Source organism: Tatumella sp. UBA2305, from assembly GCF_002345795.1.
GTDB lineage: Bacteria > Pseudomonadota > Gammaproteobacteria > Enterobacterales > Enterobacteriaceae > Tatumella > Tatumella morbirosei.
On the sequence record NZ_DDVT01000015.1, the window covers coordinates 327669 to 350779 of the forward strand.

Genomic DNA, 23111 nt, shown 5'->3' on the forward strand with positions numbered 1-23111 from the left:
AAATCAGAAACGTGTCAACGCTATTCAGGACGGGTCAGATGAGTAAAAAAAAGCGCAGTGATGCGCTTTTTTACTCCGACAACTCATCGAATCAGGGGTAAGTTTTATTTGCGACCTGTTCACTCAGCGCTCTTGATTTGCCGTGCTCATCGACCGCTACATAAATAAACACCGCTTCAGTAGTACAGTAACTCTGACCTATAGGCTCAGAAGATACTTTTTTTATCCAGACTTCAACATTGATGGTAATCGAACTGTTACCGGTACGGATACAGCGCGCATGGCAACTGACCACATCGCCTATCGCAACCGGTTTCAGAAATGTCATTCCATCAACACGAACAGTGACGACACGACCATTAGCGATTTCTTTTGCCAGTATTGCTCCACCCATGTCCATCTGGGACATTAACCAGCCACCAAAAATATCACCATTGGCGTTGGTATCTGCCGGCATAGCCAGTGTACGCAACACCATTTCACCTTGCGGTTGTCTCAGACTTTGAGTCATTTTTATTCTCTGTAATTTTCCCGGGGCCTGCGGGCAGGCCGTGATGGGATTATTTTTCTTCACGTGGCAGATGACGCCAGATATATAAACCACTGGCAGCGGTAAACAGCAGGGTCAATGCTGTCAGACCGAACACTTTAAAGTTAACCCATAATGATTCAGGCAACCAAAAAGCGACATAAATATTTACTAATCCGCAAATAAAGAAGAAAACTGCCCAGGCAGCGTTTAGTTTACGCCATACCGGGGCAGGTAATTCGAGCTCTTTGCCCAGCATTGACTGAATCAGTGGTTGTTCCATCCACCACTGACTAAACAGCAACGCTGCAGCAAATAAAGTATAGATAACGGTCACTTTCCATTTAATAAATTCATCATTGTGGAAAATAAGTGTCAGTGAGCCAAAGATAGTGACCAGCAGGAAAGTGATGATGGTCATTTTTTCCAGCTTACGATACAGCACCCAGCTGACAACTAATGCGATGGCTGTAGCAGCGATAAGCGCTCCGGAGGCGACAAAGATGTCATATAACTTATAAAACACGAAGAAGACGACAAGCGGCAGAAAGTCCAGTAATTGTTTCATAACAGGTCCGAATAATACGGCTTACCGAAATAAGCCGAAAAAATAGCGATGATTAACGAATCAGCATATACAGGCGGAACAGGTAGATGACCAGTACCGCTGACAGCAAATTACCCAGAGTAGTAGCAATCACTGCTGCTGCAGTAGCTGGCAGCAGTGTCTGTGAAGCAAAAATGAACATCAGCAACACTTTTCCTGCCAGCCAGCACACCACCGCAGGGGCCAGTGATTTAATATTTTTCCAGGCCATAGGGACACTGAGTTTCATCGTCCCGATAATTCCGCCACGTTTCTGGCTGAGTAACACGGGCGCCAGTGCAAACAGGATGGTCAGTAAAATACCCGGAACCATCAGGACCATAAAACCGATCTGAACAATTAACGTTACCAGAAAGGTCTGGATCAATAAGGCAGGCAAAAATCCCACTGAGGCACCAATGGCACTGAGAGCACTCATTTTCCTACCCGCAGACACCGATGGAATTAAGACCAACATCCCCCCAAGCAGTAAGGTATTACCTATCAGGGCAGACAGCGTTCCGACAGCAGAGGTATGCAACAAAATCTTCTGTTGATCCGGGGTCATATTTTGCAGAACGGTAATCAGTGACCCGGCATTGTCATCCCCTTGCATCAGCGCCGCAACCTGATCTGCGTCCGGAGAAAAAACGGTTCCCAGTATCACGGTAACCAGTGCGCTGGCCAGTGCGATCAGGGTAATCGCTGGCAGTTGGTGACGCAAAAAATTTGCAGTATCACGGTATAACGAGCTGGCCGTGAGAGACATGTACACTCCTTTGGGAAACAAATGAATTAACCGGAAGATTGTACATGTTAACCCAGCTGACGGGCACCCTGACTTACATAACTTTCCGTTTATATCGCTGGTCGCTGTTTCTTTAATCACTGCTGACGTGTTGTTTGCAAAATTCCGTAAGGGCACACGCCCGGGCATAACGCGCTAAGACAATTTTTTTAGTCAAAAAGCGCGATTGTACTGCGATGAAAATTGATCTAAATCAAGGCTTTGTTTTTTAACTATTTTTTATAAGGCGAAAGACATGATTTTCTGTCTGATTCGCGTTAAACATAGCAACAACCAATGACAATTTAACGATTGTCCACATTGAAAACTATAAAATGAAGACGTTTCAGGAGAAGAGTGGCTATGAAAATCGGAAAAATTGGGTTACTGATTGCAGCACTGCTGCCTACGGTAGCTTCTGCGCATCAGGCTGGTGATTTCTTTATCAGGGCAGGGAGCGCAACTGTACGTCCGACCGGTGGTTCAGATAATGTGTTGGGCCTGGGAGAGTTTAATGTCAGTAACAATACTCAACTGGGATTAACCTTCACTTATATGGCTACTGACCATATTGGTGTGGAATTACTGGCAGCGACACCGTTCCGTCATAAAGTAGGGCTTGGCCCAACGGGCACTCTGGCGACCGTGCATCAGTTGCCTCCCACATTAATGGCGCAGTATTACTTCCTGGACAATACCTCGAAATTCCAGCCTTATGCTGGTATCGGGCTTAATTACACCACTTTCTTTAATAATAAATTCAATGATACTGGTCGTGCAGCAGGCCTGAGCGATCTGCATGTGAAGGATTCGGTAGGTGTGGCCGGACAACTGGGTATGGATTATCAGATTAATCAGCACTGGATGCTGAATGCTTCAGTCTGGTATATGGATATTAATACTAAAGTTAAATTTAAAGCAGGCGATGACCAGCAAAGTATTAAAACGAATATCAACCCCTGGGTGTTCTTCTTTGGTGTCGGCTATAACTTCTGATATCACATGATATGCAATCATAAAAAAGGCCGGTTACCCGGCCATTTTTATAAACAGATTAACTACTTGATCTGGATGTTATTAACCACAGAAGTGACACCCTGAACTTTGCGGGTAACTTCTACTGCGCGACTGGCTGCCTGTGGCGTTGCCACAAAACCGCTCAACTGTACGCGTCCTTTAAATGTTTCAACATTAATTTCGGTCGATTTTAGTTCTTTAGTACCCAACAATTGTGCTTTTACTTTAGTAGTAATCACCGTGTCATCGATGTAACCGCCGGTTCCTTCTTTTTTCGGGCCCGGAGCACAACCAGCTAATGACAGTGCCACTACAGATGCCAGCACAGCACTGGCTAAAACTTTAATGAACTTCATTTAATGTCTCCCTGTTTTTTAAACATCATACCCCGGTGAGTTCCGGTACATTTGTAGTTTAACCATAAATCAGGATTCTACCAGTGTGATGATAAAAAGGCCTTCATGGTGAAAAGGAAGGCCTGAGTAATCATCGGGTAGCCGCTTTCAGTGAGGCAGCAAAATCAGTCAGTTTCTGCAGCATTACCGCAGGTTGTTGCAAATTTTGTTCAATAATTTTTACTACTGCAGAACCTGAAATTGCTCCTGCTGCACCGGCTACGATAGAGTCTTTGACCTGTGATGGCTCAGAAATACCAAATCCCTGAACCGGGGGGGCCGCATGATATTCATGCAGTTTACTGATGATATGATGCAGCGGCCGTGCAGCTTTATTTTCGGTCCCGGTAACACCTGCACGGGAGAGCAGATAAGTATATCCGCGTCCATGGGAGGCGATCTCACGTAACAAATCATCGCTGGCATTGGGTGGGCAGACAAAAATAGGCGCAATATTATGCCGAATCGCTGACTGCCGGAATGGCAGGGATTCTTCCATCGGGACATCCGCGACCAACACCGAGTCTACTCCGGCCTTCTGACAACGGGAATAGAAGCTGTCAATTCCCGGACTGAACACCAGATTGGCATAAATCAGCAGCCCGATAGGGAGTTCAGGGTATTTGCCACGAACCTGAGCGATGATTTCAAAGCTTTTTTCGGTATTCATTCCGGCACTGAAAGCCCGCAGGTTTGCCGCCTGAATGGTCGGGCCGTCAGCCAGTGGGTCGGAGAATGGAAAACCGAGCTCCAGAGCATCGGCTCCGCCTTCGACCAGCGCATCGATAATCTGTAAAGATAATTCAAAAGAAGGATCACCCAGCGTGACGAACGGGACAAACGCGCCTTCTTTACGTTCTGCCAGGCGGTTAAATAGTAATGAGTAACGTTCCATCAGATTTCTCCACGCTGCTTCAAAATATCGTGCACAGTAAAAATATCTTTGTCTCCACGTCCTGACAGACTGACAACTAACAGCTGCTCTTTATCAGGATTCTGACGAGCCATTTTAAGGGCATGAGCCAGTGCATGAGAGGATTCGAGTGCCGGAATGATCCCTTCATGACGAGACAGGTCCTTAAATGCTTCCAGCGCTTCATCGTCAGTTACCGACACGTATTCGGCGCGTCCGGTACTGTTGAGGTGAGCATGTTGTGGTCCCACTGACGGGAAATCCAGTCCGGCAGAAATAGAATAAGACTCTTCGATCTGCCCGTCTTCTGTCTGCATCATCGGTGACTTCATACCAAAATAGATGCCCACTTTGCCGTGTTTGAGTGGCGCACCATGTTCTCCTGTTTCAATTCCATGACCGGCAGGTTCAACACCGATTAACCCGACGGAGGTTTCATCAATAAAGTCAGCAAACATACCGATGGCGTTAGAACCGCCTCCCACACAAGCAATGACTGCATCTGGTAACCGGCCTTCATGTTCCAGAATCTGGGCACGGGTTTCTTCACCAATCATTCGCTGGAATTCACGAACAATCGTCGGGAAAGGGTGAGGACCAGCAGCGGTACCCAGCATATAGTGTGCCGTTTCGTAGCTGCCAGACCAGTCGCGAAGTGCTTCGTTACAGGCATCTTTTAGCGTTGCTGAACCACTGTGCACAGGAATAACCTCTGCGCCCATCAGACGCATACGGAAAACGTTGGGAGACTGACGTTCGACGTCTTTAGCACCCATATAAATCCGACATTTCATACCAAGCAGTGCGCAGGCAATTGCTGAAGCGACACCGTGTTGGCCGGCACCGGTTTCTGCGATAATTTCATTTTTGCCCATCCGTTTAGCCAGCAGTGCCTGGCCCAGGACCTGATTGGTTTTATGAGCACCACCGTGTAACAGATCTTCACGTTTCAGATACAGGCGGGTACGGGTTCCTGTGGTCAGATTACGGCATAATGTCAGTGCGGTAGGACGGCCGGCATAATCTTTCAATAGTTGAGTAAATTCGGCCTGAAATTCCGGGTCACGCTGGGCGCTGACAAAAGCTTCTTCCAGTTGAGTAAGGGCAGGCATCAGAATTTGCGGCACATACATGCCACCAAATTCGCCAAAATAGGGGTTCAGTAAAGTCATAACTCAGTTTCCTGTATCGTCAGATTGACGCGTCCTGATTAATACGCTCGTAATTGTTGGAAAACATCTGCCAGTTTATGTGGGTCTTTAATCCCAGGGGCGCTTTCAACTCCAGAGTTGAAGTCCAGCCCAATACAACCGACCAGCGCTGCTTCGGCACAATTTTCAGGTGAGAGACCTCCTGCCAGCATGACATTATGCAGATCCTGACCTTTCAGCAGTGACCAGTCGAATCGATGTCCGCTGCCACCCTGACCATTGTCGAAAAGATACCGGTCAACGTCGGGAATATCACGTGCTGGCAGATGGTCACTGATACTTAACGCTTTCCAGATAGCGATGCTATCAGGTAATTGCTGGCGTAGTTTGGCGATCCACTCTGCGGATTCATCGCCATGTAACTGTACAGCACTCAGGGAGAGGCGATCAGCGATACGGACCACTTCGTCCTGAGAGGCATTACGGAATACCCCGACAAATTTAAGCGGAGCCGCGGTGATCAATTTCTCCGCTTGTTCAATGCTTACCTGGCGTGGAGAGCCTTCGACAAAAATCAGCCCGCCATAGACGGCACCAGCCTGCCAGGCAGCACTAACATCTTCGCTACGGGTCAGGCCACATACCTTATTATCTCCAATAAGCACCCGGCGAACTGCAGCGGCGAGATTGTCTTCAGACATCAGCGAAGAACCTATCAGAAATCCATCCGCATCACTCCGGAGCTCGCAGATCTGGCTATAATCATAGATGCCCGATTCACTGATAATAATGGTATCGGCAGGCAGTTGCGGGGCAAGCTCTCGGGTCTTATCAAGGTGAACCGACAGATCGCGTAAATCACGATTATTGATTCCGGCAACCCGTGGTTTCAGTACCAGTGCACGTTCCAGTTCTTCCTGATTACTGATTTCGGTCAGTATGCCCATGTTTAATGAATGAGCGACTTCGGCCAGCGCCAGATATTGCTGATCATCCAGTACCGACAACATTAGTAAAATGGCATCAGCCTGATAATAGCGGGCAAGATAGATCTGATACGGGTCAATAATGAAATCTTTACACAATACCGGCTGCGTGATAGCGGCACTGACCAGTGGCAGAAACTCAAAATTACCCTGAAAATACTTTTCATCTGTCAGCACGGACACCGCTGATGCATAATCACGGTACACAGCAGCAATGGCTGCCGGGTTAAAATCCTGGCGGATTAATCCTTTGGAAGGAGATGCTTTTTTACATTCCAGGATAAACGCACTTTTGTTACGTTGTAACGCCTGGTAGAAATCACGTGTGGATGGCACAACCCGAGACTGAAAATTGGCCAAAGGTTGTTGCGTTTTACGAGCTTCAAGCCAGATGGCTTTGTCTGCGACGATCTTCTCTAAAACTGTACCCTTCATGATTATCCTCTTGCTGCCAGTGCAGTCACTAATTCGTAAGCCCGGCCACTGCGAATGACAGCGATTGCCCGTTCTGCGTTTTCACGCAAATCTTCATTGCCGAACAATTTCATCAGCATAGCGACATTAGCCGCAATTGCCTGCTCATGGGCTGGCTGACCATTACCCTGTAGCAACTGACGTAAAATATCACGATTTTCCTCAGGCGTACCGCCTGCCAGCGACTCTTTGTCATGAAAATCAAGCCCGAAGTCTGGAGGGCTGATTTCGTAGCGGGTGATTTCACCCTCCCGTAATTCGGCCACTATTGTCGGCGCGTGAATGGCGATTTCATCCATTCCACCGCCATGAACAACGGCTGCGCGTTGGTATCCAAGCACTTTAAGCGTTTCAGCGACCGGCTGGATTAACCCGGGGCTATATACACCAATTAACGCTAATGGCGGGCGTGCCGGGTTAATCAATGGACCAAGAACGTTGAATAATGTCCTGGTCTGTAACTGTTTACGCACCGGCATCGCATAACGAAATCCACTGTGGTATTGCGGAGCGAACAGGAAACAGACATTCTGCTCATCCAGGGCCTGGCGGGCAGATTCAGGTGTCATATCCAGATTAATACCAAAAGCGGCCAACAGGTCAGATGACCCCGACTTGCTGGAAACGCTACGGTTGCCGTGTTTCGCCACTTTAAGTCCACAGGCGGCTGCGACAAAGGCACTGGCAGTAGAGATATTAATACTGTTACTGCCGTCCCCTCCGGTTCCGACAATATCCGCAAACCTGTAGTCAGGGCGGGGAAATTCACGGGCATTGGCCAATAATGCGGTGGCAGCACCCGCTATTTCCGCTGGCGTTTCACCGCGAACTTTCATGGCAATTAATGCGGCTCCCAGTGACACCGGGTCCATTTCACCGGTCACAATGGCCGAGAAAAGTTGTTCGCTTTCTGTCTGGTTGATGATTTTTCCCTGGTATAACTGTTCCAGTATCTGCTGCATTTCTTCGTCCTTATTTATCAAGTGCCCAGGCCAAAGTTTGTTCAAGTAATTTTGCTCCCTGTGTGGTCAGAATCGACTCCGGATGAAACTGGAAGCCACAGACTTTATCCTCATCATCACGGATGGCCATCACCATACCGTTAAAGGTGGCATTCACCGTGATATCTGCGGGGATATTGCTGCCGACAAGGGAGTGGTAGCGGGCAACCGGCAGCGGGTTAGGCAAACCACTGAACATCGCCTGACCATCATGGCTGATGGCGGACGCTTTACCGTGTAAAATTTCTCCCGCCTGACCGACAATACCACCATAGCTTTCTACAATGGCCTGGTGGCCCAGACAGATACCGATAATTGGGACCTTGCCTCGCATAGCTTTAAGTAATCCGGGCATAGATCCGGCGTCTGCCGGTGCGCCAGGGCCAGGTGAGAGCATTAAAACCGGATTCTCCATATTACTCAGGCGTTCAGTCAGCGTTTCAACCGGCAGATTGTTGCGGTACACCACCACATGATGTCCAAAGGAACGTAACTGATCGACCAGGTTATAGGTAAAAGAATCAAAGTTATCCAGCAGTAGAATATCGGCCATCAGAAAATCTCCTTGCAGTGATGGGCTGTAGCGATGGCTCGTAACACGGCACGTGCCTTATTGCGGCTTTCATCGGCTTCTGCCTGAGGTATGGAATCGAGAACCACGCCACCGCCAGCTTGCACAGTGGCAATTCCGTCTTCAACATAAGCCGAACGGATAACAATACAGGTATCGAAATCACCTGTGCCGGTAAAATATCCAACCGCACCACCATAGGATCCGCGTCGTGTACCCTCAGATTCTGCAATGAGTTGCATCGCCCTGACTTTTGGGGCTCCGCTCAGCGTTCCCATATTCATCACCGCCCGGTAGGCGTGAAGTACGTCAAGGTCTTCGCGCAATGTTCCAATGACCCGCGAAACCAGATGCATCACAAAGGTATAGCGGTCAACTTTTGTCAGGTCAGCGACATGACGGGTACCAGGTACGCAAATACGGGCCAGATCATTACGGGCTAAATCAACCAGCATCAGGTGCTCAGCCAGTTCTTTATGGTCAGTGCGCATTTCAAGCTCAATACGACTGTCGAGATCACGGTCAAGATCTCCGGCAGCATTACGGCCACGAGGACGGGTCCCCGCAATCGGGTAAATCTCTATCTGACGTGATGAGGCGGAGTATTTCAGTGAACTTTCCGGCGATGCCCCGAACAGCGTGAAATCGTTGTCCTGCATGTAAAACATATAAGGACTTGGGTTGCTGGTTTTTAGCGTATCGTAGGCTGCCAGTGGTGACGGGCAGGGTAACGAGAAGCGCCGGGAGGGAACGACCTGAAAAATTTCACCAATACGAATGGCATGTTGTAAACGGCTGACGACCTCACAATAGACTTCATCACTTTGATTACAACTCAGCTCCATTTGCCCGACTTTCTGAGCGACCAGTGCCGGTGCTGGCTGCTGCATTTGTTGATGCAGTTGATGAATACGCTGTTGCAGTCGTTGGAATTCACTGGCAGACGGAGTAAATACACTTGCCTGTAATCGGGCTGTCTGTGACTGGTGGTCGATAACCAACAGTGTTTCAGCCAGATAAAAACAGTAATCAGGACAACGCTGATGATTATCGAGTTCCGGTAATGTTTCGAATCCGGCCACCAGGTCGTAAGCAAACAAGCCACCCAACATCACGGCTTCACGTTGATCACCACTGTGGTTAATTAATGTCGGGATTAATCGCAGAGCATCAAGCACCGAAACGGACTTCAGGCGGGAATCTTCATCCTGTAGGGGATCAATGACGGGAAAAAACAACTCACGTCCGTCTGGTCTGGCCTGAATTTCCACACTGTCTGGTAACGCAGCATCCAGCAATGGCAACAGGCTGGCGCCGTTTTCCGATAAAGCCTGAACTGAGACCTGGCGCCCTATGGCGCTGATACGCAACGCGCTGTCGGTAATCAACAGACTCTGGAGATTGTTTTTACTGTCGACATCTGCAGATTCCAGCAGCAGAGTGGCCGGACGTGCCCCGCAAAGCTGGTTGAAAACCGCTGCCGGATCATGCCGGTATGGGGCATCACCGGTAATAAGTTTTAATTTTGGTTTTGCTGTAGCCATGGTTATTTCTCTGAATTTTTTTCAAAAAAAAGCCCGCGATTCGCGGGCCCTGAAATCTGCACTGTGGTTATACTTACGGTGCACGACAACATCGCCCTTTAAGGGAGAGTCATGCGCCACCAACGGAAAGAATGAGTATAAACCAACATGAGAAGTATCCTTATCTGAACTTGTGTACTAGTTAACTGGTTCGTGAGTGGGTTGTCAATACATCTTTTTCACTTATTGCAAAAATGCCACAATACGTCAGAGCACACTAGCTATTGGAGTTAAATTGACCGAGCGAACGGCATTTCAGCTTTACGATTTACACAGCCACACACGGGCATCTGACGGGGTATTAAGTCCAGAAGAGCTTGTTATACGTGCACATGAACGCGGTGTTAATGTACTGGCGATTACCGATCATGACACCACCGCCGCGATTATTCCTGCACAACAGGCGATTACCAGACACCAGTTACCCCTGACACTGATAACTGGCGTAGAAGTATCTACGTTGTGGGAGAATCATGAAATTCACATTGTCGGGCTCGGCATGGATATCAGTCATCCTGCCATCTGTAGTCTGCTGCAAAACCAGCACCAGAAACGCCAGGCACGTGCAGCAGAAATCGCCCGCCGTCTGGAAAAAGCCGGTGTCCCGGGGGCGCTGGAAGGGGCCACAGTTCTGGCGGGGGCAGGGCAAATCACCCGCGGGCATTTTGCGCGCTATCTGGTGGAATGCGGTAAGGCAGCAACAATGGCCCAGGTGTTTAAACTATATCTGGCTAGGGGCAAAACCGGATATGTTCCGGCACAATGGTGTACAATAGAACAAGCCATTGAAGCCATACACCAGTCAGGGGGCAGAGCTGTAGTTGCTCACCCCGGTCGTTATGACCTGTCAGCAAAATGGTTAAAAAGATTACTTAAGTTTTTTGCAGAAGCTGGTGGTGATGCGATGGAGGTGGCGCAATGTCAGCAGCCTCCCGATGAACGTCAGCAACTGGCAAAATATTCTCAGGAATATGGACTGGCGGCTTCTCAGGGCTCGGACTTTCACCAGCCCTGTGCCTGGATAGAACTGGGCCGTAAGCTCTGGTTACCGGCAGATGCCGAAGCTGTCTGGTTACGTTTTCCTGAAATTCAAAGTGTGGCACCGGTAATTCCTGGTGCAGGGAGTGAAGTATGAGTCAGTTTTTTTATATCCATCCGGAAAATCCGCAACCCCGGCTGATCAGTCAGGCGGTCGATTATCTGAATAAAGGCGGAGTAATTGTATACCCGACGGATTCAGGATATGCCCTTGGCTGCCGTCTGGAAGACAAATCTGCGCTGGAAAGAATCTGTCGCCTGCGTCAGTTGAATGATCATCATAATTTTACCCTGATGTGCCGTGATTTATCAGAGCTGTCGACCTATGCTCAGGTGGATAACAGTGCTTTCCGGCTGATTAAAAATAACACCCCGGGCAGCTACACTTTTTTACTTAAAGCGACCAAAGAGGTGCCACGCCGCTTAATGAACGAAAAGCGCAAGACTATTGGTTTGCGTGTAACGTCTCATCCGGTGGCTCAGGCATTGCTTGAAGCTTTGAATGAACCGATGATGTCAACCACTCTGATGTTGCCCGGTAATGATTTTGCCGAATCCGACCCGGAAGAAATCCAGATGAGTATAGGTAAGCAAGTCGATCTTATCCTCAATGGGGGGACTATCGGTCAGCAACCGACAACTGTCGTCGACTTAACCGGGGATGCCCCGGAAGTCCTGCGCGAAGGTGCCGGCGACCCGGGACCTTTCCAGTAAACCTGACTGTGGTGGCAGACTCGCCGCGGTTGCTGGTAAAATAAAACAGTTACATTATGACTGTCATCCTGTATAATGGCAGTCAGTATTTACCTAAGTATTTGATTTTTATATTAAATGCACATTAAACCTGAGGCCTGGGAAGGCGACAGTGAGGCTGCTCCATGAGCGAAAAGTTACAAAAAGTTTTAGCGCGGGCCGGACATGGTTCCCGCCGTGAAATCGAAGCCATTATCTCTGCCGGACGGGTCAGCGTGGACGGGAAAATCGCCACTCTGGGTGACCGCGTAGAAACCGGAAGTTCTCTTAAAATCCGAATCGATGGTCATCTGGTGCGTGTCGCCGAGACGGCCAGTGAAGTCTGCCGTGTCCTGGCCTACTATAAGCCCGAAGGTGAGTTATGTACCCGTAATGATCCTGAAGGTCGTCCAACAGTTTTCGACCGCTTACCCCGTCTTAATGGTGCCCGCTGGATTGCAGTAGGGCGGCTCGATGTCAATACTTGTGGTTTAATGTTATTTACCACAGATGGTGAGCTGGCTAACCGCCTGATGCATCCAAGCCGGGAAGTAGAGCGCGAATATGCGGTAAGGGTGTTCGGGCAGATTGATGATGAGAAAATTCGTCAGCTAAGTCTGGGTGTTCAACTGGAGGATGGCCCGGCAGCGTTTAAAACGTTGAAGTTTGGCGGCGGTGAAGGCCTTAATCAGTGGTATAATGTCACGCTGACCGAAGGGCGGAACCGTGAGGTCCGTCGTTTATGGGAAGCTGTCGGAGTACAGGTCAGCAGGCTGATTCGTGTTCGTTACGGTGATATTGTACTGCCAAAAGGCTTACCCCGTGGCGGTTATATGGAGATGGACCTGACATCGGTTAACTACCTGCGTCAGCTGGTTGAAATGCCGGAAGAGACAGTGACTAAACTGGCAGTAGAGAAAGATCGTCGTCGTACTAAGGCTAATCAGATTCGTCGCGCGGTGAAAAAACACAGTCAGCTGAGCAGTAAAACGCCGGCTAACCGTCGTCCGTCATCAGGCCGAAATACTGCGGCCCGACCGGCGTCTAAAAGAAATAACGGTAACGGCTGAATCATAATTTCAGGTGTAATCAGAAAACCCCGGAAATCCGGGGTTTTTTATCGAACTAACTGGCTGGACCGGCTTTGCGTCCTGGCTGTGCATCAAAACTAATTCCTGTCTGACCGATACTGGCATCACTCATTACATGCAGGTAGACCGGCATAATATCGGCAGGTGTTTTCAGGAGACTGGCGTTTTCCTGTGGGAAAGCGCTGGCGCGCATGGTCGTGCGTGTGCCTCCCGGATTTATACAATTCACCCGCAATCCACTGTCTTTATATTCGTTGGCGAGCACCTGCATCATGCCTTCAGTCGCGAATTTGGATACTGAGTAGGTACCCCAGCCAGCACGCCCCTGACGACCGACGCTGGAGCTGGTGAATACCAGCGATGCCTGACTGGCATTAAGCAACAGTGGCAGCAAAGCCCGGGTGAGGAAGAAACTGGCATCAAGGTTTATTTTAAGTACCTGATGCCATTCCTCTGTGCTGATTTCTGCCATCGGCTGGAGGGTGCCGAGTATCCCGGCATTATGCAGTAATCCTTCGAGCGTGGGTGTGATACTGGCAACCTCACGGGCAAATTGCTGGTAATCTTCTGCAGTCGCTGTGGCAAGGTCCAGAACCAGTACACTGGCAGGTTGCTGTTGCAGGGAATCGATAGTCTGGCGTACCAGTTGCAGTTTTTGTGGATTACGCCCAGTGAGTATGACTCTGGCACCCTGTCTTGCATAGGTAATTGCAGCTTCACGGCCAATTCCATCTGAAGCTCCGGTGACTAAAATTGTGCGATTTTTCAGCAGGCTACTGCCCGGGATGTTGTTCACAGACGGTCCTTTGTTTTATTAGATTTCATACAGTTATGTCGTAAATTATCATATGATAGAATGTGATGACAGGCTGTTAATCTTCCGGTTTAGCAGGATGTGGTTGGGCGTTATCTCTTATTTTGGCCGGGAGTTCAGGCATTTCAACGGATTATGACTAAGGTGGACTGAGTGAGTTTTATTGCAGAATACGGGCTGTTTTTAGCCAAAATTGTCACGGTCGTTGTGGCGATTATTGCGTTGGTACTGGTGATTGTCGGTGTATCTTCTCGCAAAAAAGGTAGCCAGGGGCAATTAAATCTGGGACATCCCGGGGAAGACTATAAGGCACTTAAGCAGACGTTGTCTGTGGAGAAATTACCTGAATACGCACGAAAATCCTGGCTGAAAGAGCAGAAAAAGCAGCAAAAGGCCAACGCTAAGGCTGAAAAAACTCAGGCTAAGCAGGGTAATATCAGTCAGCCAGCTAAGACGCTATTTTTGCTGGATTTTAAAGGGAGTATGGATGCGGGTGAGGTTGCGTCGTTACGCAAGGAGATTTCAGCCGTGCTTTCTGTGGCCGTGCCGGGTGATGAGGTTCTGCTGAAACTGGAAAGTCCTGGTGGAGTAGTACACGGCTATGGTCTGGCGGCATCACAGTTACAGCGGTTGCGTGACCACGGAATTCCGTTAACAGCAGCAGTAGATAAAGTGGCCGCCAGCGGAGGTTACATGATGGCCTGTGTAGCCTCACATATCGTTGCTGCACCCTTTGCAATTATTGGTTCGATTGGTGTGGTTGCTCAGGTGCCCAACTTTAACCGATTACTGAAACGCAACGATATTGATATCGAGCTTCATACAGCGGGTCAGTATAAACGAACGCTGACTCTGCTTGGTGAGAATACCGATGCAGGCAGGGAAAAATTCCGTGAAGATTTGAACGAAACACATCAATTATTTAAATCATTTGTGCATCAGATGCGACCGTCACTGGATATTGATGCTGTCGCGACAGGTGAACACTGGTATGGAAGGCAGGCTCTTGAAAACGGTCTCATCGATGAAATAGCGACCAGTGATGACGTTATCATTAAGAAAATGGATGAATTTAATTTGCTGTCAGTCAGTTACAGTAAAAAGAAAAGTATTATTGAACGTTTTACCCAAAGTGGTGCCAGTGTCGCCGAACGCCTGCTACTCAAATGGTGGCAAAAGGGTGAAAAGCCGCTGTTATAAGTCACAACGAATAGCTATTCAGACAATTATCAACCCCGGCTTCTGCCGGGGTTATTCTTTCAGACAGTATTGTGACGACAGTTCAATGGTCAGGGACTTGAACATATTGAAGGCGAGCGTGCTCTGTCGGGTAGGCATTCCGTGATTGTCAGCAAACCACGGGCCACTGAAAATCAACAAGGCTCCTTGCTGGCGAACTGCTGAGATTTCCATACCAGGAAAGTAATCCTGGTGCTGTTTGAGTTTGTGATTCGCCAGAGTAATCAGTGAGGTAGCATCAAGCGCTTCAGGAGAGGTCGTCATTTTCTGCTCCGGTGGGTGAATGCCATTACAATAATAAGGGTTATTGTAAAAGAGTATCACCGCAGACACAAAATTATTGGTGCGATTAGTGGCGTGAAATCCACAAGGATGCTAATAAAGTTGCGTAACAGATTTTATCAGGTACAGTGTGGACGATTTCAGTATCAGGGAGTTCAGACCGAAAACAGGTCAGATGCCTGAGTAAAATATTATTTTAATCATGCTGTTATTATTCGGGCAATGTTCAGTGAACGATGATCTGGCGTGATAAGCAGGAGTTGGCGGCAGCTACGGTTGTTGCAAATCAGGGGGAGTGAACCTCTCCCGTTCTTCAGGACGTTTTTATTAGGTAAAGTTATCTATGGGTAAAGCACTCGTTATTGTTGAGTCACCTGCAAAGGCTAAAACTATTAATAAATACCTTGGCAGTGGCTACGTTGTTAAATCAAGTGTGGGTCATATCCGTGATCTGCCGACCAGTGGTTCTCTGGCGAAGAAAACAGCTGAGACCGGTAAGGCGAAAGCAACGAAAACAACGAAAACCGGTAAGAAAGACGAGAAAAGCGCACTGGTCAACCGTATGGGCGTCGATCCCTGGCATGGCTGGAAAGCTAACTACCAGATTTTACCGGGTAAAGAAAAAGTCGTTTCTGAGCTTCAGGCTCTTGCTGCTGATGCTGACCACATTTATCTCGCAACGGATTTGGACAGAGAAGGAGAAGCGATTGCCTGGCACCTGCGTGAAGTGATTGGTGGGGATGATAAACGCTTCAGCCGCGTGGTGTTTAACGAAATTACTAAAAATGCTATTCGTCAGGCATTCGAACAGCCTGGTGAACTGAATATTGATCGCGTCAATGCCCAGCAGGCACGGCGTTTTATGGACCGTGTTGTGGGTTATATGGTCTCGCCACTGTTATGGAAAAAAATCGCCCGTGGTTTATCTGCCGGACGTGTTCAGTCAGTGGCAGTCCGGCTGGTGGTAGAGCGTGAACGCGAAATTAAGGCCTTTGTTCCTGAAGAGTATTGGGAGGTTGATGTCCGCCTGAATACTCCCAAGGGGGATGAACTCAAGATGCGGGTGACTCACCAGGGTGAGACTGCATTTCGTCCGGAAAACAAAGCCGACACGCAGTCTGCTGTCGCGCTGCTGGAAAAAGCCAGCTATCAGGTGACTGAACGTGAAGACAGGCCAACCAGCAGTAAACCGGGTGCGCCGTTTATCACTTCCACTCTGCAGCAGGCCGCGAGTACGCGGCTCGGCTTCGGGGTGAAAAAAACCATGATGATGGCTCAGCGTCTGTATGAGGCAGGGCATATCACTTATATGCGTACAGACTCTACTAACCTGAGTCAGGACGCGATTGAAATGGCCCGTGGCTACATCGAAGGACACTTTGGTGATAATTATTTACCAAAAACCGCTACCGTGTATGCCAACAAAGATAACTCGCAGGAGGCGCATGAAGCCATTCGTCCTTCTGATGTGAATGTGGAAGCCGATCAGTTAAAAGATATGGAAGCTGACGCGCAGAAGCTTTATCAGCTGATCTGGCGCCAGTTTGTTGCCTGTCAGATGGTCTCGGCCAAATATGACTCCACCACGCTGACGGTCCAGGCGGGCGAGTATCGTCTGAAAGCCAAAGGTCGTACTTTACGCTTCGATGGCTGGACCCGGGTGATGCCGGCACTGCGTAAAAATGATGATGATTTAACGCTGCCTGCGGTTGATGTTGGTGAATTACCGTCATTGTTGGATGTTGTACCTGCGCAGCATTTTACCAAACCGCCGGCCCGTTTCAGTGAAGCATCTCTGGTGCGTGAGCTGGAAAAGCGGGGAATCGGTCGTCCTTCGACTTACGCCTCTATCATTTCGACGATCCAGGATCGTGGCTATGTCAGGACCGAAAGCCGCCGCTTTTATGCTGAGAAAATGGGTGAAATTGTCACTGACCGGTTGGAAGATAATTTTCGCGAATTAATGAATTACGATTTTACTGCCCGCATGGAAGATAATCTTGACCAGGTTGCCAATAATCAGGCCGAATGGCGTGCAGTGCTGGATCATTTTTTCACTGATTTTAGTCAGCAACTGGAACAGGCAGACAAAGACCCACAGGATGGTGGTATGCAGCCTAACCAGATGGTGGTGACCTCTATCGAGTGTCCGACCTGTCAGCGCCATATGGGAATTCGTACCGCTACCACCGGGGTGTTCCTCGGCTGCTCAGGTTATGCATTACCACCGAAAGAGCGCTGTAAACAAACAATCAATCTGATTCCTGAGAATGAAGTCCTTAATGTTCTGGAAGGCGATGATGCAGAAACCAATGCGTTACGTGCACGTCCTCGCTGTCGCAAATGTGGTACTGCGATGGACAGTTATCTGATTGATGAGAAGCGTAAGCTGCATGTTTGCGGTAATAACCCCTCCTGTGATGGTTATGAAATTGAAGAGGGTGAGTTCCGCATTAAGGGTTATGACGGCCCGATTGTGGAATGTGAAAAATGCGGCAGTGAAATGCACCTGAAAATGGGGCGTTTTGGTAAATATATGGCCTGTACCAATGAGGCGTGTAAAAATACCCGAAAAATTCTTCGGAATGGTGATGTAGCACCTCCGAAAGAAGATCCGGTACCGTTACCTGAACTTGCCTGTGAAAAATCGGATGCTTATTTCGTGTTGCGTGACGGTGCAGCCGGCATATTCCTGGCTGCTAACACCTTCCCGAAATCCCGCGAAACCCGCGCACCGCTGGTGGAAGAATTAAAACGCTTCAGTGATCGTTTGCCGGAAAAATTCAGCTACCTGACAGAAGCGCCAGTGACGGATCCGGAAGGTAACAAGGCTATGGTTCGCTTTAGTCGAAAAACCAAACAGCAATATATCTCTTCGGAAAAAGACGGTAAGGCAACAGGCTGGTCAATGTTCTATATTGACGGGAAATGGCAGGAAGCTAAAAAATAATTTTTTCTGTGAAAAAGGCCAGCTTTTGCTGGCTTTTTTACTTTTAACTTATATAGCTATTTGTTCTGTTGATAATATTTTAATGCTATAGTGGTTATAGAAAAAATGAATGTGCTGTCTGTTAAGGATTCGACAATTTTTACCAGATAACTCTTTGCAGGTATGCAGGCACTGAGTGCCCCTTGTTCTGAATGGTGGGCTATGAAATTACAGCAATTGCGCTATATCGTCGAAGTTGTAAACCATAATCTTAATGTTTCCTCGACGGCCGAAGGGTTATATACCTCCCAGCCGGGTATCAGTAAACAAGTCCGAATGCTGGAAGACGAGCTGGGTGTTCAGATCTTCTCCCGTAGTGGAAAGCACCTGACTCAGGTCACCCCGGCAGGCGATGAAATTATCCGAATTGCCCGCGAAGTCCTGTCTAAAGTTGATGCTATAAAATCAGTGGCTGGTGAGCATACCTGGCCTGACCAGGGTTCACTGTATGTCGCAACCACGCACACACAGGCCCGTTATGCACTTCCTCCGGTAATCAAAGGTTTTATTCAACGTTACCCTCGTGTTTCACTGCATATGCATCAGGGTTCACCGATGCAGATAGCCGAAGCTGTCTCCAAAGGGAATGCCGATTTTGCGATAGCCACCGAAGCGCTGCATCTGTATGACGATCTGGTCATGTTACCGTGTTACCACTGGAATCGCGCGATTGTCGTTCCTCCCGGACATCCACTTAGCGAAAAGTCTCATGTGACGATTCATGACTTAGCTGAGTATCCGCTGGTGACTTATACCTTTGGTTTTACCGGGCGTTCAGAGCTGGATTCGGCGTTTAATCACGCCGGACTAACCCCAAAGATAGTGTTCACCGCAACCGATGCAGATGTGATCAAAACCTATGTCCGTCTGGGTTTAGGCATTGGAGTGATTGCCAGTATGGCGATTGATCCGGTTTCAGACCCTGATCTGGTGAAAATTGAGGCATCAGATATTTTTACTTACAGCACCACTAAAATCGGATTCCGTAGCAGTAGCTTCCTTCGGACCTATATGTATGACTTCATTCAGCGTTTCGCGCCGCATCTTACCAGAGACGTGGTGGATACTGCGATTGCGTTGCGGTCTAATGAAGATATTGAAGCGATGTTCAAGGATATCCGCCTGCCGGTTAAATAAAATATTGCAAACCGCATCATTTCTTCTGCGGGGCATACGGTTTTCTCTTATGCTATCCATGCCTGTCAAGGATGACTCGCAAAGTAGTAACGCCCGGATTAGTTTCGGCTCGGGGCGTTATTCTTGTCTAACAGGGAGGTACTATGTTCTTTTCAGCTTTCATCCATTCAGTTCAGCGTTTTTTTCATCCTGATGAAATCATTTCCCTACATCTGTATCGACGCCGGATTTGGCTGACGGCTTTAATCGTCTGCACTCTGTTCTGGTTGTTCGCCGGGCTCATCATTATCCGGCTGTTTACCTGTTAGTTAACTGTTTAAAGTTTGTTATTTAGTGTTATCAGGAAAACAACTCCTTTTATTTGGTCTATTTTTAAATAAACCCTGTTAATTTGCGGGGTCTTTGCCACTGCAAAGGAGGAGCTATGTCGTTATCATTACGTGAGCGCAGCCAGAAGGTACTGGCGGTTAATGGCAGAAATTACAGCTATTACAGCCTTCCCGAACTGGAATCACTGACCCGTCCCTGTACTGCACTCCCGAAATCACTCAAAATATTACTGGAGAACCTCCTGCGCTGGCAGGACGATCAAACTGTCACGCAACAGGATATCCTTGCGGTTATTGACTGGCTGAAAGAGGCTAAAGCCGACCGGGAAATAGCCTACCGCCCGGCGCGCGTGCTGATGCAGGATTTTACCGGCGTACCTGCAGTCGTTGATCTTGCTGCCATGCGTGAAGCCGTTGCCAGGCTGGGCGGAGATGTCAGTAAAGTAAATCCACTTTCACCGGTCGATCTGGTGATTGATCACTCAGTTACCGTAGATTATGCCGGCCAGCAGAATGCCTTTGTGCAAAATGTTGGCCTGGAAATGCAGCGAAATCATGAGCGTTATATCTTTTTGCGCTGGGGGCAACAGGCTTTCCGTCAGTTCCGTGTTGTGCCACCCGGTACCGGTATCTGTCATCAGGTTAATCTTGAATACCTGGGACAGGCTGTCTGGCAACAGGAAACAGAAAACGGCACGCTGATTTATCCAGATACTTTGGTCGGCACTGATTCGCATACCACCATGATCAACGGACTCGGAGTGCTGGGCTGGGGCGTGGGGGGGATTGAAGCTGAGGCGGCAATGCTTGGTCAGCCTGTATCTATGTTGATCCCCGAAGTTGTTGGGTTCAGGCTAAGTGGAAAATTAGGCCCCGGTATTACAGCCACAGATCTGGTATTAACGGTGACCCAGATGCTCAGAAAACATGGGGTGGTCGGTAAGTTCGTCGAATTTTATGGTGACGGGCTGGCAGATCTGCCACTGGCAGACAGAGCGACCATCGCTAATATGGCTCCGGAGTATGGTGCCACTTGTGGTTTTTTCCCGATAGATCAGGTAACTCTGGACTATATGGCCCTCACCGGTCGTAGTGATGAACAGATTGCGCTGACTGAAGCTTATGCCAAAGCCCAGGGATTGTGGCGTGAAGCGGGTGATGAGCCGGTATTCACCAGTAGTCTGTCCCTGGATATGTCAGAAGTAGTCAGTAGTCTGGCCGGGCCGAAACGCCCTCAGGACAGGGTGGCGCTGAATAAAGTTCCGGAAGCTTTTGAGCTGGCGGCCCAAACCGGTCACACTGCGGCTGGCACGACATCTGAAGAGCCCGGGCTTCCCGTTGATGGCTCTGTGGTCATTGCAGCGATTACCTCCTGCACAAATACCTCAAATCCCGCCGTCATGATGACCGCTGGTTTACTGGCTAAAAAAGCTGTGGCTCGTGGGTTGAAACGTCAGCCGTGGGTAAAAGCTTCCCTGGCTCCGGGATCCAAAGTGGTGACAGATTATCTGGCCTCCGCAGGATTAACAGAATCTCTGAATCAGCTGGGATTCAACCTGGTGGGATACGGCTGTACAACCTGTATCGGTAATTCCGGGCCTTTATCTGACGAGGTTGAAAATGCAATTAAAACTGCCGACCTGACTGTCGGGGCAGTATTATCCGGAAACCGTAACTTTGAAGGGCGTATCCATCCGTTGGTCAAAACTAACTGGCTGGCCTCTCCGCCGTTGGTGGTTGCCTATGCGCTTGCCGGTAATCTGAACATCAATCTGGAAGAGTCACCGCTCGGTACAGGGAGTGATGGTCATCCTGTCTGGCTGAAAGATATCTGGCCGACGCCCGGGGAGACAGACCAGGCGGTCCAGAAAGTCAATAGTAGTATGTTTCATAAAGAGTATGCTGAGGTGTTTCAGGGAAGCGAAGAATGGCAGAAAATTTCGGTCAGTAACAGTGCGCTATACTCCTGGGATGCTACCTCTACGTATATTCGTAAGGCCCCGTTCTTTGATCTAATGGACAGTTCGGTACCGGAAGTGGCGGACATACAGTCAGCCCGGGTTTTGGCCATGCTGGGTGATTCCGTGACGACAGACCATATTTCCCCTGCCGGGAACATTAAAGCCGATAGTCCTGCTGGCCGCTATCTGGCAGAGCAGGGGGTTGCCCCGGAGGATTATAACTCTTATGGATCCCGACGAGGTAATCATGAAGTTATGATGCGAGGGACCTTTGCTAATATTCGTATACGCAATGAAATAGTCCCCGGCACCGAAGGTGGCTACACACGTTATTTTCCTCAGCAACAGCAGCTTTCAATCTATGATGCGGCGATGAAGTATCAGCAGGACGGTACGCCGCTGGCAATTATTGCCGGTAAAGAGTACGGTTCGGGCTCCAGTCGCGACTGGGCAGCGAAAGGACCAAGATTACAGGGAGTAAGGGTGGTGATTGCTGAGTCATTTGAGCGAATCCACCGCTCAAATCTTATTGGGATGGGGATTCTGCCGCTGGAATTCCCTGCGGGGGTTAGCCGTAAAACACTGCAACTGACCGGTGAGGAAATTATCGATATTCAGGGATTAGCGGGAATTACCCCGGGAGCAAGTGTCCCGGTGACTCTGACGGCAACCAATGGGCAAGTGCAGCAGGTGAATATGAATTGCCGGATAGATACTGCCACTGAGTTGTTGTATTACCGAAATGGCGGGATACTGCACTATGTCATCAGGAAGTTATTGCAGGAAGAATAACGGGGAGTTGATGTCGCCCCTGCGACAGGGGCGGCGCAATGACTAATCGTCGTTATGGTGAAGCAGGTGGCCCATCTTCAGCGCTTTGGTGTCCAGATAACCGGTGTTTTTAGGATTACGGCCAACCTCAAGCGGAACCCGTTCGGCAATATTTATACCAGCTTCGGTCAGGACTCTTACTTTTTTCGGATTGTTGGTCAGTAACCGTACTGCTGTGACTTCGAGCAGTTTAAACATATCAGCACACAGGGTGAAATCGCGTTCATCAGCCGCAAAACCTAACTTCAGGTTAGCCTCGACGGTGTCATATCCCTGGTCCTGAAGCGAGTAAGCACGTATTTTGTTCAGCAAACCGATATTACGACCTTCCTGACGATGATAGAGCAGAACCCCGCGCCCTTCGGTGGCAATGGCATTCAGTGCTGACTCCAACTGAAAACCACAATCACATCTCAGACTGAACAAGGCATCGCCCGTCAGGCATTCTGAATGAACCCTCGCCAGTACTGGCTCAGGGCCTGAAATATCACCAAAGACCAGTGCAACATGATCCTTGCCGGTACTGATTTCTTCAAAACCCACCATCTGGAAATCACCCCATGGTGTGGGCAGTGTGGCTTGAGCCACCCGCTTAAGTTTCATGCAAACTCCACTGTCTAAAACGTATTATTATCAGTACTCTGAATTCAGAGTTGAAGCGATTATTGTGCCACA

At 48.9% G+C, this 23111-nt stretch carries 19 protein-coding genes, 1 pseudogene and 1 other annotated feature; of the genes and pseudogenes, 8 read left to right on the forward strand and 12 right to left on the reverse strand.

Annotated features, from left to right (window positions below; translation table 11 throughout):
- Positions 1-91: 91 nt before the first annotated feature.
- From yciA to B3Z23_RS07930, 3 genes are read right to left on the reverse strand one after another with little or no spacing between them, the layout of a single operon-like run.
- Entirely contained in the window at positions 92-511 is a 420-nt protein-coding gene (gene yciA / locus B3Z23_RS07920) for an acyl-CoA thioester hydrolase YciA (RefSeq protein ID WP_294906482.1), read from the reverse strand.
- Between the two features lie 49 nt (positions 512-560).
- Positions 561-1097 (reverse strand): septation protein A, encoded by a 537-nt coding sequence (locus B3Z23_RS07925; RefSeq protein ID WP_294906485.1) that lies wholly within the window; start codon positions 1095-1097, stop codon positions 561-563.
- A gap of 52 nt (positions 1098-1149) precedes the next feature.
- The gene (locus B3Z23_RS07930) at positions 1150-1884 is read right to left on the reverse strand and encodes a YciC family protein (RefSeq protein WP_294906487.1); all 735 of its coding nucleotides are present in this window, start codon (positions 1882-1884) and stop codon (positions 1150-1152) included.
- 381 nt (positions 1885-2265) lie between these two features.
- On the opposite strand from B3Z23_RS07930, the gene ompW reads away from it, so the two are divergent.
- Positions 2266-2898, forward strand: a complete 633-nt coding sequence (gene ompW, locus B3Z23_RS07935; RefSeq protein ID WP_294906490.1) for an outer membrane protein OmpW — start codon at positions 2266-2268, stop codon at positions 2896-2898.
- Positions 2899-2960: 62 nt separating this feature from the next.
- Here the strand turns inward: ompW and B3Z23_RS07940 are convergent, their stop codons facing one another.
- The 6 genes and pseudogenes from B3Z23_RS07940 to B3Z23_RS07965 all read right to left on the reverse strand — a co-directional run bounded on the left by B3Z23_RS07940 (position 2961) and on the right by B3Z23_RS07965 (position 9954).
- Complete coding sequence (locus B3Z23_RS07940; protein WP_294906493.1) at positions 2961-3275, reverse strand: BON domain-containing protein; 315 nt, start codon at positions 3273-3275, stop codon at positions 2961-2963.
- A 130-nt stretch (positions 3276-3405) separates the two neighbouring features.
- Positions 3406-4209, reverse strand: coding sequence for a tryptophan synthase subunit alpha (trpA, locus tag B3Z23_RS07945; RefSeq protein ID WP_294906497.1), 804 nt, complete (start codon positions 4207-4209; stop codon positions 3406-3408).
- On the reverse strand, positions 4209-5399 hold the full coding sequence (trpB, locus tag B3Z23_RS07950) for a tryptophan synthase subunit beta (RefSeq protein ID WP_294906500.1): 1191 nt from the start codon (positions 5397-5399) through the stop codon (positions 4209-4211). The genes trpA and trpB overlap by 1 nt, the downstream gene beginning before the upstream one ends.
- Positions 5400-5437: 38 nt before the next feature.
- Positions 5438-6799, reverse strand: coding sequence for a bifunctional indole-3-glycerol-phosphate synthase TrpC/phosphoribosylanthranilate isomerase TrpF (trpCF, locus tag B3Z23_RS07955; protein WP_294906503.1), 1362 nt, complete (start codon positions 6797-6799; stop codon positions 5438-5440).
- A gap of 2 nt (positions 6800-6801) precedes the next feature.
- Positions 6802-8392 (reverse strand): annotated as a pseudogene (gene trpD, locus B3Z23_RS07960) (bifunctional anthranilate synthase glutamate amidotransferase component TrpG/anthranilate phosphoribosyltransferase TrpD).
- Complete coding sequence (locus B3Z23_RS07965; protein ID WP_294906506.1) at positions 8392-9954, reverse strand: anthranilate synthase component 1; 1563 nt, start codon at positions 9952-9954, stop codon at positions 8392-8394. The pseudogene trpD and the gene B3Z23_RS07965 overlap by 1 nt, the downstream one beginning before the upstream one ends.
- Positions 9955-9977: 23 nt before the next feature.
- Positions 9978-10082 (reverse strand) — a sequence feature (Trp leader region).
- Positions 10083-10228: 146 nt separating this feature from the next.
- On the opposite strand from B3Z23_RS07965, the gene rnm reads away from it, so the two are divergent.
- From rnm to rluB, 3 genes are all read left to right on the forward strand, one after another.
- Positions 10229-11128, forward strand: coding sequence for an RNase RNM (gene rnm / locus B3Z23_RS07970; RefSeq protein WP_414716472.1), 900 nt, complete (start codon positions 10229-10231; stop codon positions 11126-11128).
- Entirely contained in the window at positions 11125-11745 is a 621-nt protein-coding gene (locus B3Z23_RS07975) for an L-threonylcarbamoyladenylate synthase (protein ID WP_294906509.1), read from the forward strand. The genes rnm and B3Z23_RS07975 overlap by 4 nt, the downstream gene beginning before the upstream one ends.
- A gap of 164 nt (positions 11746-11909) precedes the next feature.
- On the forward strand, positions 11910-12833 hold the full coding sequence (rluB, locus tag B3Z23_RS07980; protein ID WP_294906512.1) for a 23S rRNA pseudouridine(2605) synthase RluB: 924 nt from the start codon (positions 11910-11912) through the stop codon (positions 12831-12833).
- 55 nt (positions 12834-12888) lie between these two features.
- Here the strand turns inward: rluB and B3Z23_RS07985 are convergent, their stop codons facing one another.
- Complete coding sequence (locus tag B3Z23_RS07985; RefSeq protein WP_294906515.1) at positions 12889-13650, reverse strand: YciK family oxidoreductase; 762 nt, start codon at positions 13648-13650, stop codon at positions 12889-12891.
- Positions 13651-13821: 171 nt separating this feature from the next.
- Between B3Z23_RS07985 and sohB the strand changes: the two genes are divergently transcribed.
- A complete protein-coding gene (gene sohB / locus B3Z23_RS07990; protein WP_294906518.1) occupies positions 13822-14868 on the forward strand; it encodes a protease SohB in 1047 nt (348 codons plus the stop codon).
- A 51-nt stretch (positions 14869-14919) separates the two neighbouring features.
- On the opposite strand, the gene B3Z23_RS07995 is transcribed toward sohB, so the two are convergent.
- Positions 14920-15171, reverse strand: a complete 252-nt coding sequence (locus B3Z23_RS07995; RefSeq protein WP_294906522.1) for a DUF2498 family protein — start codon at positions 15169-15171, stop codon at positions 14920-14922.
- 361 nt (positions 15172-15532) lie between these two features.
- Between B3Z23_RS07995 and topA the strand changes: the two genes are divergently transcribed.
- The 3 genes from topA (at position 15533) to acnA (ending at position 22397) form a co-directional block, all read left to right on the forward strand.
- The gene (gene topA, locus B3Z23_RS08000; RefSeq protein ID WP_294906525.1) at positions 15533-18139 is read left to right on the forward strand and encodes a type I DNA topoisomerase; all 2607 of its coding nucleotides are present in this window, start codon (positions 15533-15535) and stop codon (positions 18137-18139) included.
- 201 nt (positions 18140-18340) lie between these two features.
- Positions 18341-19315 (forward strand): HTH-type transcriptional regulator CysB, encoded by a 975-nt coding sequence (cysB, locus tag B3Z23_RS08005; protein WP_038020935.1) that lies wholly within the window; start codon positions 18341-18343, stop codon positions 19313-19315.
- Positions 19316-19739: 424 nt separating this feature from the next.
- Complete coding sequence (acnA, locus tag B3Z23_RS08010; protein WP_294906530.1) at positions 19740-22397, forward strand: aconitate hydratase AcnA; 2658 nt, start codon at positions 19740-19742, stop codon at positions 22395-22397.
- A 42-nt stretch (positions 22398-22439) separates the two neighbouring features.
- On the opposite strand, the gene ribA is transcribed toward acnA, so the two are convergent.
- Positions 22440-23039: a GTP cyclohydrolase II gene (ribA, locus tag B3Z23_RS08015; protein WP_294906532.1), complete on the reverse strand. Its 600-nt coding sequence runs from the start codon at positions 23037-23039 to the stop codon at positions 22440-22442.
- Between the last annotated feature and the right edge of the window lie 72 nt (positions 23040-23111).

Coding starts and splice junctions, on each gene's coding strand:
- yciA (WP_294906482.1), bottom strand. CDS start 511: ATGACTCAAAGTCTGAGACAACCGCAAGGTGAAATGGTGTTGCGTACA.
- B3Z23_RS07925 (WP_294906485.1), bottom strand. CDS start 1,097: ATGAAACAATTACTGGACTTTCTGCCGCTTGTCGTCTTCTTCGTGTTT.
- B3Z23_RS07930 (WP_294906487.1), bottom strand. CDS start 1,884: ATGTCTCTCACGGCCAGCTCGTTATACCGTGATACTGCAAATTTTTTG.
- ompW (WP_294906490.1), top strand. CDS start 2,266: ATGAAAATCGGAAAAATTGGGTTACTGATTGCAGCACTGCTGCCTACG.
- B3Z23_RS07940 (WP_294906493.1), bottom strand. CDS start 3,275: ATGAAGTTCATTAAAGTTTTAGCCAGTGCTGTGCTGGCATCTGTAGTG.
- trpA (WP_294906497.1), bottom strand. CDS start 4,209: ATGGAACGTTACTCATTACTATTTAACCGCCTGGCAGAACGTAAAGAA.
- trpB (WP_294906500.1), bottom strand. CDS start 5,399: ATGACTTTACTGAACCCCTATTTTGGCGAATTTGGTGGCATGTATGTG.
- trpCF (WP_294906503.1), bottom strand. CDS start 6,799: ATGAAGGGTACAGTTTTAGAGAAGATCGTCGCAGACAAAGCCATCTGG.
- B3Z23_RS07965 (WP_294906506.1), bottom strand. CDS start 9,954: ATGGCTACAGCAAAACCAAAATTAAAACTTATTACCGGTGATGCCCCA.
- B3Z23_RS07975 (WP_294906509.1), top strand. CDS start 11,125: ATGAGTCAGTTTTTTTATATCCATCCGGAAAATCCGCAACCCCGGCTG.
- rluB (WP_294906512.1), top strand. CDS start 11,910: ATGAGCGAAAAGTTACAAAAAGTTTTAGCGCGGGCCGGACATGGTTCC.
- B3Z23_RS07995 (WP_294906522.1), bottom strand. CDS start 15,171: ATGACGACCTCTCCTGAAGCGCTTGATGCTACCTCACTGATTACTCTG.
- topA (WP_294906525.1), top strand. CDS start 15,533: ATGGGTAAAGCACTCGTTATTGTTGAGTCACCTGCAAAGGCTAAAACT.
- cysB (WP_038020935.1), top strand. CDS start 18,341: ATGAAATTACAGCAATTGCGCTATATCGTCGAAGTTGTAAACCATAAT.
- acnA (WP_294906530.1), top strand. CDS start 19,740: ATGTCGTTATCATTACGTGAGCGCAGCCAGAAGGTACTGGCGGTTAAT.
- ribA (WP_294906532.1), bottom strand. CDS start 23,039: ATGAAACTTAAGCGGGTGGCTCAAGCCACACTGCCCACACCATGGGGT.